Source organism: Prescottella sp. D32, assembly GCF_037287305.1.
In the GTDB taxonomy this organism is placed as follows: Bacteria; Actinomycetota; Actinomycetes; order Mycobacteriales; family Mycobacteriaceae; genus Prescottella; species Prescottella equi.
The window spans coordinates 283,597-298,924 of record NZ_JARBSW010000006.1 but is presented as its reverse complement, the minus strand read 5'-3'; the positions used below and the strand labels follow the sequence as shown (position 1 = coordinate 298,924).

The following is a 15,328-nucleotide window of genomic DNA, read 5'->3' as shown; positions in this document are numbered from 1 at the left end:
CCTCCTCCATCCATCCCTCTCGACGGTAAGGATCCCGGGTACAGACGTGCGGACTTGGACCAGGAAGAACTCGCTCGGCGGACTGAAACTCCGTTCGGAGATGGACGCCCACGAGGCGGCGGTGCTGAGGTCTCTGGTGACCTCGGTGTCCGGACTCCTCGAGGAGCGCGCGGCGTCGGCGCCCACCGACGAACTGGCTGCTCTCACGGGACTGCGGACCGGCAACTCCGAAACCCCGTCGGACGAGGTGCTCGCCCGGCTGCTGCCGGACTTCCAACGTCCGGACCCGGACAAGGCCGACTCCGGCGACGACACCGAGCGCGGCAACGTCAACAGCGCACTGCGTAGCCTCCACGAGCCCGACATCATCGACGACAAGCTCGCCGCCGGATCCGTCATCCTGCAGACCGTTCCCGCCGAGGGCGGCAAGGTCGTCCTCACGCCCGAGCAGGCGGACGCGTGGCTGGCCGGACTCAACGACGTCCGCCTCGCGCTCGGCACGAACCTCGGCATCGACTCCGACACCCCCGACGAGGTGGACCCGGACGATCCGCGGGCCCCGCACTACGACGTCTACCACTGGTTGACGTGGATGCAGGACTCCCTCGTCCAGGCGCTGATCGCGTGACGGCGCCCGGCACGTCGGTCCGGACCGGACCGACCGATTCGCTGTGCGACGTGACGGGCGTTCTGGTCGGTCACGACTACGTCCTCGACACGGACGCGACCCTCGGGGCGGGGGGCGCCACCGGATGCACCGTCGTGCTGGCGCCGGCGGGCGCAACCGCCGGCGTGGACGTCCGCGGGGGCGGCCCCGGCACCCGCGAAACCGACCTGCTCGACCCCAGCCACTCCGTGCAGCAGGTGCACGCGGTGCTGCTCTCCGGTGGCAGCGCGTACGGGCTGGTCGCAGCCGACGGCGTCATGCGATGGCTCGAGGAGCACCAGCACGGCATCCCGATGGGCGCGCCCGGCCAGGTCGTCCCGATCGTGCCGGGCGCGGTCGTGTTCGATCTCCCCGTCGGCGACTGGCGGATCCGGCCCACGGCCGACTTCGGCTACCGGGCCGCGGACCGCGCGGACACGACCGTCACGACCGGCTGCGTCGGCGCGGGTACCGGCGCCCGGGCGGGCGTGCTCAAGGGCGGAGTCGGCACCGCAAGCGCTGTCATCGAGGGCGGCCCGGCCGACGGCATCACGGTGTCGGCGCTGCTGGTCGCGAATCCGGTGGGCTCCGTGTGGGATCCGGAGACGGGACTGCCGTGGGGACTTTCCCTCGCGGACGCCGAACGGCGCGGCATGCGCCTGCCGTCCCCCGAGGAGTTGTCCGCCGCGAACGCGCTGGCCGCGAAGGGCACGGTGCTCAACACGACCATCGGCGTCGTCGCCACCGACGCGAAGCTGTCGAAGGCGTCGTGCCGCCGGGTCGCGGTCGCGGGGCACGACGGCATGGCTCGGGCGATCCGGCCCGCGCATTCCCCGCTCGACGGCGACACGATCTTCGCCCTCGCCACCGGAACCCACGAGACGCCGCTGCCCGACGGTGTCCCCGCGGCGTTCCCGCGCGAACTGCCGATCCTCGACGCGGTGTGCACCGCCGCGGCGCAGTGCGTCGAACGGGCGATCGTCGATGCGATCCTCTCGGCCACCACCGTCGCCGGGATCCCCGGCTACCGGGACGTGTTCCCGTCGGCGTTCGGGACCTCCGGCTAGGCGGCGGGCACCGTTCGCCACCGGTCGCCGGTCGGTGGTGGTCGGTACGCTCGGTTCCGTGAGCACCGGATCCGAAGTGCGCGTGACCCCGCCCCGCGTTCCGCGCCCGCTGTGGCAGCGGGCCGCGATGACCGTCGGCGGGTTCGCGGTCGTCCTCTACGTCCTGGAGGCGTTCGACACGATCGCGCCGAAGAACCCACTGGACCAGTGGGGAGTCGAACCGCGCACGCTCGACGGTTTGTGGGGAATCCTCTTCGCCCCCATGCTGCACTACGGATGGGGCCACCTGCTGGCCAACACCGTGCCGCTGCTGGTCCTCGGCTTCTTGGTGTTGATGTCGGGCATCGGTCGCGGCCTCGCCGCAACCGGGATCATCTGGGTGATCGGTGGCGTCGGCACATGGTTGACCGGTGGCGTAGGAACCGCGCATCTCGGCGCCTCCGTGCTGATCTTCGGGTGGCTCACCTTCCTGCTGGTACGCGGCATCTTCACGAGGAGTTTCGGGCAGATCGCGCTCGGCGTGGCGGTGCTGTTCGTCTACGGCGGCATGCTCTGGGGGGTGCTGCCCGGGCAGTACGGAATCTCGTGGCAGGGGCACCTGTTCGGCGCGATCGGCGGTGTCGTCGCCGCCTGGATCCTGTCCGCCGACGCCCGCAAGGGTGCTCCGGAGGCCGGGACGATCGGTTCCGCCGGGAGCGCGCGGCCGCTGCGCTGACTCGACCGTCACACCGCCGACCAGCGTATCGACGCATCACAATCGCGCGTCGAATGTGAGTTGACGCCACCGAAAGTGCCCGAAGCTTTTTGAGATCCGGGTACGCGTGGCAGCATAGTTTGCATGCGCATTACGGTCCTGGGATGTTCGGGCAGCGTCTCCGGACCCGACTCGGCTGCTTCGGGCTACTTGTTGACCGCTCCCGGCACTCCGCCGGTCGTCATGGATTTCGGGCCCGGCGTCCTCGGCGCCCTGCAGAAGCACGCCGATCCCGGCGAGGCCACGATCCTGCTCTCGCACCTGCACGCCGACCACTGCCTCGACATGCCCGGCCTGCTCGTCTGGCGGCGCTACCATCCCACCCCGCCGAGCGGACGCGCACTCGTCTACGGCCCGACCGACAGCGCGTGCCGCATCGGGGTGGCATCGGCCGAGTGCGGCGGTGAACTCGACGACATCTCCGACACCATCGATCTGCGCAGCTGGTCCGACGGCCACGTCGCCGAGATCGGCGAGATCGCGGTCCAGGCGTTCCGGGTGAACCATCCGCCGGAGTCCTACGGTTTCCGCGTCACCAGCAAGGCCGGCCGGGTCCTCGCGTACACCGGCGACACCGGCATGTGCGACGCCGTCGTCGACCTGGCACGCGACGCCGACGTGCTGCTGTCCGAGGCGTCGTGGACGCACAGCCCCGACCGCCCCGAGGGCATCCATCTCTCCGGCACCGAGGCCGGTCGGGTCGCCGCCCGGGCCGGCGTCGGCGAACTCCTGCTCACCCACATCCCGCCGTGGACGTCCCGCGAGGACGTCATCGCCGAGGCGAAGGCCGAGTTCTCCGGCCCGGTGCATGCCGTGTCGGCCGGGGACGTCTACACCGTCTGACCCCGACTAGGCTCTCGGTCGTGACGACACGAGAAGACGGTAGGACGGACGACGAACTCCGCGAGGTTCGGATCACCCGGGGATTCACCAACCATCCCGCAGGGTCGGTGCTGGTCGAGTTCGGCAACACGCGGGTCATGTGCACCGCGAGCGTCGAAGAAGGTGTGCCGCGCTGGCGGAAGGGTTCGGGGCTGGGCTGGCTCACCGCCGAGTACGCGATGCTGCCCGCGGCCACCCACACGCGCAGCGGTCGCGAGTCGGTCAAGGGCAAGGTCGGCGGGCGCACGCAGGAGATCAGTCGGCTGGTCGGCCGCTCGCTGCGCGCATGCATCGATCTCGCCGCGATCGGTGAGAACACCATCGCGATCGACTGCGACGTGTTGCAGGCCGACGGTGGTACCCGCACCGCCGCCATCACCGGCGCCTACGTCGCGCTCGTCGACGCCGTGACCTACCTGCGTGCCGCGGGCCGCCTGGCGGACCCGCAGCCTATCTCGTGTGCCATCGCCGCGGTCAGCGTCGGCGTCGTCGACGGCCGTGTCCGCCTGGACCTGCCGTACGAGGAGGATTCGCGCGCGGAGGTCGACATGAACGTCGTCGCGACCGACACGGGCACGCTCGTCGAGATCCAGGGGACCGGCGAGGGGGCGACGTTCCCGCGCTCGACGCTCGACAAGCTGCTCGACTCCGCGCTCGCCGGCTGCGAACAGCTGTTCGCGATCCAGCAGGCCGCACTCGCCGAGCCGTACCCGGGCGTGCTGCCCGAGGCGACCGAGCCCAAGAAGAAGGCGTTCGGCAGTTGAGCGGGAAGATCCTGGTCGCCAGCCGGAATGCCAAGAAGCTCGGTGAGCTCCGTCGCGTCCTGGCGGCCGCCGGAATCGAGGGACTCGAGGTGATCGGGCTCGACGAGGTACCGGAGTTTCCCGAGACCCCGGAGACCGGCGCGACGTTCGAGGAGAACGCGATCGTCAAGGCCGTGGACGGCGCGGCGGCCACCGGGCTGCCGTGCGTCGCCGACGATTCCGGACTCGAGGTCGACGCGCTGAACGGGATGCCCGGCGTGCTGTCGGCGCGGTGGAGCGGTCGTCACGGCGACGACGACGCCAACACCGCGCTGCTGCTCGGACAGCTGGCGGACGTGCCCGACGAGCGACGCGGTGCGGCGTTCGTGTCGGCGTGCGCACTCGCCATCCCCGGACAGGACACCGTCGTCGTGCGGGGCGAATGGCGTGGGCGGATCGTGCGAGAGCCTCGCGGTGACAATGGCTTCGGCTATGACCCCGTATTCGAGCCCGAGGGTGACCGGCGGACGTCGGCGGAGCTGTCCCCGCAGGAGAAGGACGCCGCGTCGCACCGTGGCCTCGCGCTGGCTCAGCTGGTGCCGGCTCTCGCGGCGCTGGCCCACGGCTGACCGCGAACCTCACAGACACGCGCAGGGCCCGTCCGATCGGACGGGCCCTGCGCGTGTCTGTGAGTGCGGTGGCGCCGCTTCAGACGCCGAAGTCCTTCTTGACCTGCTGCGTGCGCCAGTGCTCGACGAAGAACGACAGGAACGGGATGGTGCCGGCGAGCAGCGTGCCGATCGTGCGACCCGCGGGCCAGCGCACCTTCACCGCGAGGTCGATGGTGAGGATCAGGTACACGAAGTAGACCCAGCCGTGGACGATCGCGATCCAGGTGGGGAGGTTGTCGACGCTGAAGATGTACTTCGCGACCATCTCGGCCGTGAGGACGAGAAGCCAGATACCCGTCGCGTAGGCGAGAACGCGGTAGCGAAGCAGGGCCGACGCGATCTTCTTGTTGTCCTGCGGCGTGGGCGCCGCTGCGGTCGCGGTCTGCTGTGGGGTGGTCTCGTGGGGGCCGCCGCTCACTTGTCGCTCCTATCGGGCTCGCGAGCGGAGAGCTCGGCGAGGTAATCGTTGTACTCGAGCATCTGCCGGGCGTCGGAGTCGTCGAGATCGCTGGGGTCGGTCGTGGTCGGCGCTTTGGGGCGCTCCGGGAGGAGCCCCTCGGGGACCTCCGTCGGTTCGGCGTCCGCGGTGGCGGATCCGCCGACCTGGGCGTCGCCGTCCTCGAGCTGCACGAAGCGTCGGTACGCGTACACGACGAACGCCGCGAAGAGCGGCCACTGGAATGCGTAGCCGAGGTTCTGGCCGGTGCCGCCGACGGACTCGAAACGCATCCATTGCCACCAGCCGAGCGCCAGGCATCCGAGCGATGCGACGACGACCAGCACGATCAGTGCCGGCCGGCTTTTTCGACGAGTTCGGGCCACACTTCGACGGTACCCGAGGTGAGGCTGGTCCCCGTAGGGGTCCTCGGTGGTTCTGGTCACCTGAGCTGCGGCGCAGCGGTCGCGTGGACTGCGTTTCCGTTCGCGGTGGGTCGTCTGGCAGAATCAACCGCTGTTCGTCGCATCCGGTTACGTACCGCGCGGCGGTCACAGGAGAGAGGCAAAACCGGACTCACCATCCTGGTGGGTCGCTGAATTGCACGTGACATGTGCGCACAGGTGTGCGTGCTGAAGGAGATGCACAGCGTAATGGCTGTCAAGATCAAGCTCACCCGCCTCGGCAAGATCCGCAACGCGCAGTACCGGATCATCGTCGCGGATTCCCGCACCCGCCGCGACGGCCGTGCGATCGAGACCATCGGCAAGTACCACCCGAAGGAAGAGCCGTCTCTGATCGAGATCGACTCGGAGCGCGCACAGTACTGGCTGGGCGTCGGCGCGCAGCCGACCGAGCCCGTCGAGGCCCTGCTCAAGATCACGGGCGACTGGCAGAAGTTCAAGGGTCTGCCGGGCGCCGAGGGCACCCTGCGCACCAAGGAAGCCAAGCCCACCAAGCTGGAGCTGTTCCAGGCTGCGCTGGCGCAGGCCGAGAACGAGCCGGTCTCCGAGGCCATCACCCCCAAGAAGAAGAAGGCCGCCAAGGAAGAGGCCGCGGAGGCTCCCGCTGCCGACGCCGAGTCCGCCGAGGCTGCCGAGTAATGAGCGCCGTTGTCGCCGATGCCGTCGAGCATCTCGTCCGTGGGATCGTCGCCAACCCCGACGACGTTCGCGTCGAGCTGATCACGGGGCGTCGGGGACGTACCGTCGAGGTGCATGTGCACCCCGACGATCTCGGTAAGGTGATCGGTCGCGGTGGTCGTACCGCGACCGCCCTGCGGACCCTCGTCTCCGGTATCGGAGGCCGCGGGATCCGCGTCGACGTCGTCGACACCGATCTGTAGTACGCAGTGGAACTCGTCGTAGGCCGCGTCGCCAAGTCGCACGGCATCAGGGGAGAGCTGGTCGTCGAGGTTCGTACGGACGAACCCGAGGAGCGCTTCGCCGTCGGTGCCGAACTGCGTGGCCGCAAGCCGCGCGAGAACAAGCTGCACACATACACGGTGGAAGCCGCCCGGGAGCATTCCGGGCGGCTTCTGCTGCGCCTCGAGGGCATAGCCGATCGCACCGCGGCGGACAATCTGCGCGGCACGCTGTTCGTGATCGACACCGCTGATCTCACCCCGTCCGACGATCCGGACGAGTTCTACGATCACGAGCTCGAGGGGTTGACCGTGCGGATGGCCGCCGGCCGCCCCGATGCCGGCACTCCGGTGGGCACCGTGCTCGAGGTATTGCATTCTGCGGCAGGTGAATTGCTGTCGATCCGCCCGGAGGGGCAGACATCCGGCGAACTGCTCGTCCCGTTCGTCACGGCGATCGTGCCCACCGTCTCGGTGGCCGACGGCCTCATCGAGATCGATCCGCCGGAGGGCTTGCTGGACCCCGACTTCGGCGACAGCCGCAACGAGGAGTGACCGAACCACCGTGCGTCTCGACGTAGTCACGATCTTCCCCGAGTACCTCGAGCCGCTCCGTGCGGCGCTCCTGGGCAAGGCGATCGACAAGGGGCTGATCTCCGTCGGCGTCCACGACCTGCGACGCTGGACCCACGATGTACACAAAGCCGTCGACGACTCGCCTTACGGAGGCGGCCCCGGCATGGTCATGAAGCCGACCGTGTGGGGCGACGCGCTCGACGAGGTCCTCACCGACGAGAACGGCGAGCCCGATTCCGAGGCCCTCCTCGTGGTGCCGACCCCCGCCGGTGTGCCCTTCACTCAGGCCACCGCCCACCGCTGGGCGGAAGAGAAGCACCTGGTCTTCGCGTGCGGACGGTACGAGGGCATCGACCAGCGCGTGTTCGACGACGCTGCCCGTCGGGTGCGGGTCGAGGAGGTCTCGATCGGCGACTACGTCCTCATCGGCGGCGAGGCCGCGGTCCTCGTCATGGTCGAGGCCGTCGTCCGCCTGCTCCCGGGTGTGCTCGGCAATCAGCAGTCCCACCAAGAGGATTCGTTCTCCGACGGCCTCCTCGAAGGGCCGAGCTACACCCGTCCCGTCAGCTGGCGCGGGCTCGACGTCCCGCCGATCCTCCTGTCGGGGGATCACGCCAAGGTCGCGGCGTGGCGGCGGGAGCAGTCGCTGCAGCGGACGGCCGAGCGTCGTCCCGATCTCCTTTCCTGATCGGTTCCCGATCGGTTTCGCCGGGCCTTTGACCTGGAGTGGGTCACGCGAGTAGGCAGGAACTCGAGGTGACCGGCAATGACAGACGTCGACTTTTGCGTGGTGGGAGCTGGGTTCGCGGGTCTGACTGCGGCTCTGCGCCTGAAACAGGCGGGCCGCTCCGTGGTCCTGCTCGACGCCCGGGACCGCATCGGCGGGCGCACCTTCACCGAGACCCGCGCCGACGGAACCTGGATCGACCGGGGCGGTGCGTGGGTCGGCCCCGGCCAGGACCGCATCCTCGCGTTGATGTCCGAGTTCGGGGTGTCGAGGTACAAGCAGTACACCGGTGGCGACGCGATGATGGTGGTCGACGGTAGGAAGTACCGCTATCAGGGCACGATCCCGATGACGATGAGTCCGTGGGCGGTCGCGAATCTCGGCACGGTTTTTCTCGAACTCGGGGAACTGTGCAAGACCGTTCCACTCGACGCGCCGTGGGAGGCGAAGCGGGCGGTCGAATGGGACCGGATCAGTCTCGCGAAGTGGCTGGACGACAATGTGCTGTCGAAGCCGGCGCGCCAACTGCTCGAGATGGCGATCGCCGGGTGCTACACGTCCGCGGCGTCGGAGGTGTCCTTCCTGTTCGTGCTGTATCAGATGGCGTCCGGCGGTGGCCCGGGATTCGTCCTGGGGGTCGCGGACGCGGCACAGGACTCCCGCCCTGTCGGCGGCATGGGGGCGATCTATCGGCCCATGGCCGCCGAACTCGGTCGCTCCCTGCACCTTTCGCAGCCTGTGCACACGATCGCGCAGGACGCCTCCGGTGTCACCGTCACCACCGACCACGTGTCGGTCCGGGCGCGGCGGGCCATCGTTGCGGTGCCGATCGCGGTGGCCGGGCAGATTCGGTACGAGCCGCTGCTCCCGGTCGACCGGACGTTCCTGCACCAGCGGATGCCGAGCGGTGCGATCCGGAAGATCTCGGTCGTCTACGACGAACCGTTCTGGCGCGCCGACGGCCTGTCGGGGCAGTCCGCCGCGCCCGACTCGCCGGCGATGGTGACGATCGACGCGGGTACGGACGCGCCGCGGCCGGGGGTGTTGTGTGTGATCGTCGAGGGGCCTCGTGCGCGGGAATTGGGCAGGCTCGCGGCGTCGGAGCGTCGCACCGCGGTTCTCGGTGCCCTCGCCGAACGGTTCGGCCACGACGCGGCCACGCCTGTCGACTATATCGAGCAGGACTGGAGCGCCGAAAGGTACTCCGGCGGAGGCATGCTCAGCCATGCACCCACCGGGGTGCTCACCCAGTTCGGCCCTGCGCTGCGGTCGCCGTGTGGGCGCATCCACTGGGCCGGCACGGAGAGTTCCGCGGTGATGTGCGGATGGGTCGACGGCGCGGTGCGTTCGGGGGAGCGGGCCGCCCGCGAGGTGCTCGCGGCCGACGACCCGGTGCACGCCGGGCGCAGCCGGCGCGAGGAACGGCCTAGGCGATCCGCTGCAGCGGGAACACCGTTCGCACGACCTCGGTGACGGTTTCGCGGGCGTGGGCCGCGCTGACGTCGTCCACCGCCGCAGTCAGGGACGTGTCGGGGTAGTCGGCGTCGTCGTCGCCGTAGTCGAGGTCCTCCCGGGAGACGACGACCAGCACGTAGCGGTCGTCCTCGCCGACGATGCCCGTCGACACGTGGGTCCAGCGGTCGTCGATGCAGCACATCCAGCCCTGCTTGACGGCGAGCGTGGTCTCCGCACCGAGGCCGTCGGGCAGGCCGAAGCGTTGGTCGTAGCCCTCGGTGGAGGTGGCGTTCGAGGCACGCAGGTGTGTGAGGATCTCGGTGCGCCGGCCGTCGTCGAGTCCGCCGCGCCCGTCGAGCAGTCCCGCGTAGTAGTCGACGAGGTCGGCGGGGGTGGTCTCGGTGTTCCACCAGTTGTCGTCGTACGGCGTGGTGGTCGCGGTGAGTTGGTATCGGCCCACGACGTCCTCGACGATCTCGGGACCGCCGTACTCGTTCCACAGTGTGTTCGCGGCGTCGTCGTCGGAGCGTTCGAGCATCCGGCCGATGAGGTCGTGCTCCTCGGGGGTGAGCTCGTGTTCGGCGCGGGCCTCGCGGAACAGCACGTCGTCGGCGATGAAGAGCTTGACGACCGAGGCGGTGGGAAACGACGTGGCGTCCGCGACCGCGGAGTACGTGCCCTCCCGCCGGTCGAGGAGCGCGATCGACACGTCGGCGCCGCGGGCGAGTGCGTCGTCCACCGCCCGGGTCATCCGCTCGTCGAGCGTGCCCGCCGGCGTCTCGGTGACCGTCTGCACGGTGTCGGCGGCGAACGCTGCCGCCGGGTCGTTGGGGTCGTGGGTGAACATGCAGCCCGCGGCCAGCAGAGCGGTCGCGCAGGCCCCCGCGAGGCGCCAGCGCACCCTCGCCATCGGGTCCTCCAGGTAGATCTCGGCGGGCGGCCTCGTTGCCGACGCTCACGACAGGCTAGCGGTAGGGTCGTTCGCCGTGACGACTGCTCTCAAATCTGTGAACCACCGCATCGCCGAGGAGCTCGACGTACGGGAGGGGCAGGTCGCCGCGGCGGTCGACCTCCTCGACGGTGGGGCGACCGTTCCGTTCGTTGCGCGTTACCGCAAGGAGGTCACCGGCGGTCTGGACGACGCCCAGTTGCGCCAGCTCGAGGAGCGGCTGCGTTACCTGCGTGAACTCGACGAGCGTCGTATCGCGATCCTCGAATCGATCCGCTCGCAGGACAAGCTCGACGACCAACTCGAGCAGCAGATCATGCTCGCCGACACCAAGGCGCGTCTCGAGGACATCTACCTGCCTTACAAGCCGAAGCGGCGCACCAAGGCACAGATCGCGCGTGAGGCCGGCCACGAGCCGGTGGCGGACGCGCTGATCGGCGATCCGACGATCGATCCCGCCGGCTACGACGCCGAGCAGCTCGACGGCGCCCGCGCGATTCTCGTCGAGCGGTTCGCCGAGGACGCCGACCTGGTCGGTGAGCTGCGCGAGCTGATGTGGACCCGTGGCCAGGTCGAGTCGACGGTCCGCAAGGGCAAGGAGACCGAGGGCGCCAAGTTCGCGGATTACTTCGAGTTCTCCGAGCCGTTCGAGAAGCTGCCGTCGCACCGGATCCTCGCGATGTTCCGCGGCGAGAAGGAAGAGATCCTCTCGCTGACCCTCGCGTCCGACCGTGAGCCGCTCGAGCCCGGCGAGACCAGCGTCTACGAGGCTCGGATCGCCTCCCGGTTCGGTATCGCCGACCGGGGGCGTGCGGCCGACCGCTGGCTGCTCGACACCGTTCGTTGGGCGTGGAAGACGAAGATGCTGATCACGCTGGGCATCGACACCCGCATGCGCCTGCGGCAGTCCGCCGAGAAGGACGCGGTCGACGTGTTCGCTGCCAACCTCAAGGATCTGCTGCTCGCGGCCCCGGCGGGTACGCGCGCCACCATGGGCCTGGATCCGGGCTTCCGCACCGGCACGAAGGTCGCCGTCGTCGACGCGACCGGCAAGGTCGTCGCGCACGACACGATCTACCCGCACCAGCCGCACAACAAGTGGGATCAGGCACTGGCGACGCTCGCGGCACTCGCCGCCAAACACGGTGTCGACCTCGTCGCGATCGGCAACGGCACCGCGTCGCGTGAAACGGACGCGCTTGCCGCGGAACTGATCTCGAAGTTCCCGCAGGCCGGGCTGACGAAGGTCATGGTGTCAGAGGCGGGCGCGTCGGTGTATTCGGCTTCGGCGTACGCGTCGCAGGAACTGCCCGATCTCGACGTCTCGATCCGTGGCGCCGTGTCGATCGCGCGGCGCCTGCAGGACCCGCTGGCCGAGCTGGTGAAGATCGACCCCAAGTCGATCGGCGTCGGGCAGTACCAGCACGACGTGTCCGAGACGATGCTCGCGCGCTCGCTCGGGGCGGTCGTCGAGGACGCCGTGAACGCGGTCGGCGTCGATGTGAACACCGCATCGGTGCCGCTGCTGTCCCGGGTGTCGGGCATCGCCGGTTCGCTCGCCGAGAGCATCGTCGCCTACCGCGACCAGAACGGGCCGTTCCGCAGCCGCAAGGGACTCAAGGACGTCCCGCGTCTGGGCCCGAAGGCGTTCGAGCAGTGCGCCGGCTTCCTGCGGATCCGGGGCGGCGACGACCCGCTCGACGCGTCGGCCGTACACCCGGAGGCCTACCCGGTGGTGCGCCGGATCGTGCAGTCCTCCGGGTCGGCGGTGGGGGAGCTGATCGGCAACACGGCCCTCCTGCAGAAGCTGCAGCCGACGGACTTCGTCGACGAGAAGTTCGGTCTGCCGACCGTCACCGACATCATCGCCGAGCTGGACAAGCCGGGCCGCGACCCGCGCCCCGAGTTCAAGACGGCGACCTTCGCGGCGGGCATCGAAAAGGTCGCACACCTGAAGCCGGGCATGGTGCTCGAGGGCGTCGTCACCAACGTCGCCGCCTTCGGGGCCTTCGTGGACGTCGGGGTGCACCAGGATGGTCTGGTCCACGTGTCGGCGATGTCGCGCACCTTCGTCAGCGACCCGCGCGAAGTGGTGAAGTCCGGCGACGTCGTCAAGGTCAAGGTTCTGGAGGTGGATGTCGAGCGTCAGCGCATCGGCTTGACGCTGCGCCTGGACGACGAGGTCGGCGCCGCCGCCCCGAAGGGTGGCCAGGGCGGCCGGGGCCCGCGACCGAACGGTCAGGGCGGTGGTCGGCGACAGGGCGGGCAGCGGCAGGGCGGGCAGGGCCGGGACCGTCGCGACGATCGTCCCGCGAGCGGCTCGATGGCGGACGCGCTGCGCAAGGCCGGCTTCGGGAAGTGACACGCGCGACGGGCGTCCTGCTGTGAGCGGGGCGCCCGTCGGCGTCAGTACCCGCCGATGCCCTTGCCGATCAGGGACACACCGATCACGAGCAGGAGCACCGCCATCACCGCGGCGTTGTTGGCGGTGAGCCACACCTTCAGGCCCTGCAGCCACGACGTCGCCCGCTCGCGCATCGTGAAGTAGCCGACGACCGGGACGGCCACCGTGCTCGCGGCGAGGATCGTGAACACGACACCGGTGACGGTCTTCGCGCCGACCCCGACATCGAGTTGGCTGACGGCGACGGCGGCGCCGACGATCATCAGCAGGTTCTTCGGATTGATCGCGGACAGCCCCACGCCCAGCGCGAGAGCCTTTCCCGGGGTGACCTTGTCGATCGCGGCCAGCCACGCCGGCATGCTCGGCTCCTCACCGGGCGCCGGACGAGTCCGCCACTGCTTGACGGCGAGCGCGAGCAGCAGCACACCGAGCACGAGCCGGATAGTTGCCGTGACCGCGTTCCCGTCCGAATTCGACGACAGGTCGATCGCGCTGCCGATCGCCACGAAGACCACGTACCCGACGGCGATCCCGAGAATCCAACCGGCGAGAAAGGCCGTCGCAGTGCTCCCTGCCCGCGGCGTGAGCAACATCAGGATCGTCGCGATGATCGGGATCGGGCTGATCGCGACGCCGATCGCGAGGGGGAGCACATCCCCGATGGCGGTACCCATGACGGGATGATCGCAGCACCGGATGTGGACGCGCCCCACCCTCGACGGGTGAAACGCCGGATCCCGCTCCGGCTTTCGTGACGCACCCGCAGGTGGAATGCTCGTGAACCATGCAGCCGATCGCATCTGTGGGCACTGATCCGTCCCGCGCGCCGAAGAACATGGTGTGGGTTCCCGGGGGAACGTTCTGGATGGGCTCCGAGGACTTCTATCCGGAGGAGCGCCCCGTCCACGAGGTCGGTGTGGACGGTTTCTGGATGGACACCCATCAGGTGACGGTGGCCGAGTTCCGGCGGTTCGTGAAGGCGACCGGTCACGTCACGACCGCGGAGACCGCGCCCGACCCTGCCGACTACCCCGACGCCGATCCCGCGCTGCTCGTCCCCGGGTCACTCGTCTTCACCCCGCCCGCGCAACCGGTGTCGCTCGACGACTACCAGCAGTGGTGGTCGTGGGTGCCGGGGGCGGACTGGCGCCACCCCGAGGGTCCGGGCAGCAACGTCGGGGGCCGTGAGCGGCATCCCGTCACCCACGTCTCGTACTCCGACGCGCAGGCGTATGCCGCGTGGGCGGGCAAGACACTGCCCACCGAGGCCGAGTGGGAGTTCGCGGCCCGCGGCGGTCTCGACCGAAAGACGTTCGTGTGGGGCGACGAGTTCGCTCCCGACGGCCGGCACCAGGCCAACACGTGGCAGGGACAGTTCCCGTGGCAGAACCTCGCCGAGGACGGTTTCGTCGGCACGTCACCGGTCGGGACGTTCCGACCCAACGGCTACGGCCTCGTCGACGTCGCGGGCAACGTGTGGGAGTGGACCACCGACTTCCACACCGCCGACCACGGTGCGTCGGGCAAGAACGTGGCACCCGCGTCGTCGTGCTGCATTCCCCGCAATCCGCGGGTCGAGATCGGTGAGGTGCAGGCCGGCGAGGCGTACCCGCGGCGCGTGATCAAGGGCGGCTCGCACCTGTGCGCCCCCAACTACTGCCTGCGCTACCGGCCCGCCGCGCGTCAGGGCGAGACCGAGGAGACGTCGACCTGCCACATCGGCTTCCGGTGCATCGTCCGCGGACCCGGACCGTCCTGATGGAGCACTGGCTGGATCGGGAGATCGTCGCGAACGGACGCCTTCCGCTGCTCTTCTTTCTGGTCGGCTTCCTGCTCGCCTTCGTCTTCATCCGGATCAGCGTGCGGATGATCCGGGCCGAGGTGCGCTGGTGGCCGGGGAACATCACTCCCGGCGGCCAGCACATCCACCACGTCGTGTTCGGGGTCGTGACGATGTTCGCGTCCGGGATCGCCCTGATCGCGGTGTACGAGAACGCGTCGCAGGGCGCCGGGGCGGTGCTGGCGACCTTCTTCGGGATCGGCTCCGCGCTGGTGCTCGACGAGTTCGCGCTGATCTTCTATCTCAAGGACGTGTACTGGTCCGATCAGGGACGGGCGTCGGTGGACGCCGTCTTCGTCGCGCTCGCCGTCACCGGTCTGCTGCTGCTCGGGTTCCAGCCACTGGAGCTGCTCGACATCACCGAGTGGCGCGAGAATCCGCACCTCGCCGTCCGGGCCGCACTCGTCGGACTCGTCGTCGTCAACCTCGGCCTCGCCGCGATCGTCATCGCCAAGGGCAAGATCTGGACCGGTCTGGTGGGGATGTTCGTCTTCCCGATCCTGCTGGTCGGCGCGATCCGGCTGAGCCGGCCGGGTGCGCCGTGGGCGAGATGGCGGTACGTGTCGAGGCCGCGTCGCATGCGACGCGCGATCGAACGGGAGAAGCGGTTCCGGCGGCCGATGATCCGCGCCAAGATCTACGTGCAGGATCTCGTCGCGGGCAAACCCAGCGTCGAGCACGCACTGACGGCGACCGAGGAGGAGCTGGAACGGATCGTGCAGGCGGCACCCGCGCCGATTTCCGCGCACGCCGGGACGTCTGGCACAATGGTCGGGTTGCCTGTCGAGGGCGACTCAACCTGATCCGAGCACGAA

General features: G+C 69.5%; 18 protein-coding genes. 14 read left to right on the top strand and 4 right to left on the bottom strand.

Annotated features, from left to right (window positions below):
* The first annotated feature begins 46 nt into the window (after positions 1-46).
* The 6 genes from aosR to rdgB all read left to right on the top strand — a co-directional run bounded on the left by aosR (position 47) and on the right by rdgB (position 4,721).
* Positions 47-628, top strand: coding sequence for an oxidative stress transcriptional regulator AosR (gene aosR / locus PSS76_RS22600; RefSeq protein ID WP_005513965.1), 582 nt, complete (start codon positions 47-49; stop codon positions 626-628).
* The gene (locus tag PSS76_RS22595; protein WP_084963456.1) at positions 625-1,713 is read left to right on the top strand and encodes a P1 family peptidase; all 1,089 of its coding nucleotides are present in this window, start codon (positions 625-627) and stop codon (positions 1,711-1,713) included. Before aosR ends, PSS76_RS22595 begins: the two co-directional genes overlap by 4 nt.
* 34 nt (positions 1,714-1,747) lie before the next feature.
* On the top strand, positions 1,748-2,428 hold the full coding sequence (locus PSS76_RS22590) for a rhomboid family intramembrane serine protease (RefSeq protein WP_084980143.1): 681 nt from the start codon (positions 1,748-1,750) through the stop codon (positions 2,426-2,428).
* A gap of 123 nt (positions 2,429-2,551) precedes the next feature.
* A complete protein-coding gene (locus PSS76_RS22585; protein ID WP_022595244.1) occupies positions 2,552-3,310 on the top strand; it encodes a cyclic nucleotide-degrading phosphodiesterase in 759 nt (252 codons plus the stop codon).
* Positions 3,311-3,330: 20 nt separating this feature from the next.
* Positions 3,331-4,113 carry a ribonuclease PH gene (gene rph / locus PSS76_RS22580; protein ID WP_005513956.1) on the top strand — a complete coding sequence of 261 codons (783 nt, stop codon included), beginning with the start codon at positions 3,331-3,333 and terminating at the stop codon, positions 4,111-4,113.
* A complete protein-coding gene (gene rdgB / locus PSS76_RS22575; protein WP_084963452.1) occupies positions 4,110-4,721 on the top strand; it encodes an RdgB/HAM1 family non-canonical purine NTP pyrophosphatase in 612 nt (203 codons plus the stop codon). The genes rph and rdgB overlap by 4 nt, the downstream gene beginning before the upstream one ends.
* Before the next feature lie 79 nt (positions 4,722-4,800).
* Here the strand turns inward: rdgB and PSS76_RS22570 are convergent, their stop codons facing one another.
* Together PSS76_RS22570 and PSS76_RS22565 are read right to left on the bottom strand one after the other, a co-directional pair.
* Positions 4,801-5,181 carry a DUF3817 domain-containing protein gene (locus PSS76_RS22570; protein ID WP_013415656.1) on the bottom strand — a complete coding sequence of 127 codons (381 nt, stop codon included), beginning with the start codon at positions 5,179-5,181 and terminating at the stop codon, positions 4,801-4,803.
* On the bottom strand, positions 5,178-5,585 hold the full coding sequence (locus PSS76_RS22565) for a transcriptional regulator (protein ID WP_084963450.1): 408 nt from the start codon (positions 5,583-5,585) through the stop codon (positions 5,178-5,180). Before PSS76_RS22565 ends, PSS76_RS22570 begins: the two co-directional genes overlap by 4 nt.
* Positions 5,586-5,852: 267 nt before the next feature.
* Between PSS76_RS22565 and rpsP the strand changes: the two genes are divergently transcribed.
* From rpsP to PSS76_RS22540, 5 genes are all read left to right on the top strand, one after another.
* Positions 5,853-6,302 (top strand): 30S ribosomal protein S16, encoded by a 450-nt coding sequence (gene rpsP / locus PSS76_RS22560; RefSeq protein WP_013415658.1) that lies wholly within the window; start codon positions 5,853-5,855, stop codon positions 6,300-6,302.
* Positions 6,302-6,544 (top strand): RNA-binding protein, encoded by a 243-nt coding sequence (locus PSS76_RS22555; protein ID WP_005513947.1) that lies wholly within the window; start codon positions 6,302-6,304, stop codon positions 6,542-6,544. The genes rpsP and PSS76_RS22555 overlap by 1 nt, the downstream gene beginning before the upstream one ends.
* A gap of 6 nt (positions 6,545-6,550) precedes the next feature.
* Entirely contained in the window at positions 6,551-7,117 is a 567-nt protein-coding gene (rimM, locus tag PSS76_RS22550; protein WP_084980329.1) for a ribosome maturation factor RimM, read from the top strand.
* Between the two features lie 10 nt (positions 7,118-7,127).
* Complete coding sequence (gene trmD, locus PSS76_RS22545; protein WP_005513944.1) at positions 7,128-7,826, top strand: tRNA (guanosine(37)-N1)-methyltransferase TrmD; 699 nt, start codon at positions 7,128-7,130, stop codon at positions 7,824-7,826.
* Positions 7,827-7,904: 78 nt separating this feature from the next.
* Positions 7,905-9,338, top strand: coding sequence for a flavin monoamine oxidase family protein (locus PSS76_RS22540; RefSeq protein ID WP_337456640.1), 1,434 nt, complete (start codon positions 7,905-7,907; stop codon positions 9,336-9,338).
* Here the strand turns inward: PSS76_RS22540 and PSS76_RS22535 are convergent.
* A complete protein-coding gene (locus PSS76_RS22535; RefSeq protein ID WP_064057845.1) occupies positions 9,292-10,230 on the bottom strand; it encodes a serine hydrolase in 939 nt (312 codons plus the stop codon). The two genes, PSS76_RS22540 and PSS76_RS22535, sit on opposite strands and share 47 nt — an antisense overlap.
* A gap of 76 nt (positions 10,231-10,306) precedes the next feature.
* On the opposite strand from PSS76_RS22535, the gene PSS76_RS22530 reads away from it, so the two are divergent.
* Complete coding sequence (locus PSS76_RS22530) at positions 10,307-12,631, top strand: Tex family protein (RefSeq protein ID WP_005513941.1); 2,325 nt, start codon at positions 10,307-10,309, stop codon at positions 12,629-12,631.
* Positions 12,632-12,675: 44 nt separating this feature from the next.
* Here PSS76_RS22530 and PSS76_RS22525 read toward each other — a convergent pair whose 3' ends face one another.
* Positions 12,676-13,347, bottom strand: a complete 672-nt coding sequence (locus PSS76_RS22525) for a GAP family protein (protein ID WP_013415662.1) — start codon at positions 13,345-13,347, stop codon at positions 12,676-12,678.
* Between the two features lie 110 nt (positions 13,348-13,457).
* Here PSS76_RS22525 and PSS76_RS22520 point away from each other — a divergent pair, with 110 nt between their 5' ends.
* Positions 13,458-14,432, top strand: a complete 975-nt coding sequence (locus PSS76_RS22520; protein ID WP_013415663.1) for a formylglycine-generating enzyme family protein — start codon at positions 13,458-13,460, stop codon at positions 14,430-14,432.
* Complete coding sequence (locus tag PSS76_RS22515; RefSeq protein WP_013415664.1) at positions 14,432-15,316, top strand: hypothetical protein; 885 nt, start codon at positions 14,432-14,434, stop codon at positions 15,314-15,316. Before PSS76_RS22520 ends, PSS76_RS22515 begins: the two co-directional genes overlap by 1 nt.
* Positions 15,317-15,328: the final 12 nt, after the last annotated feature.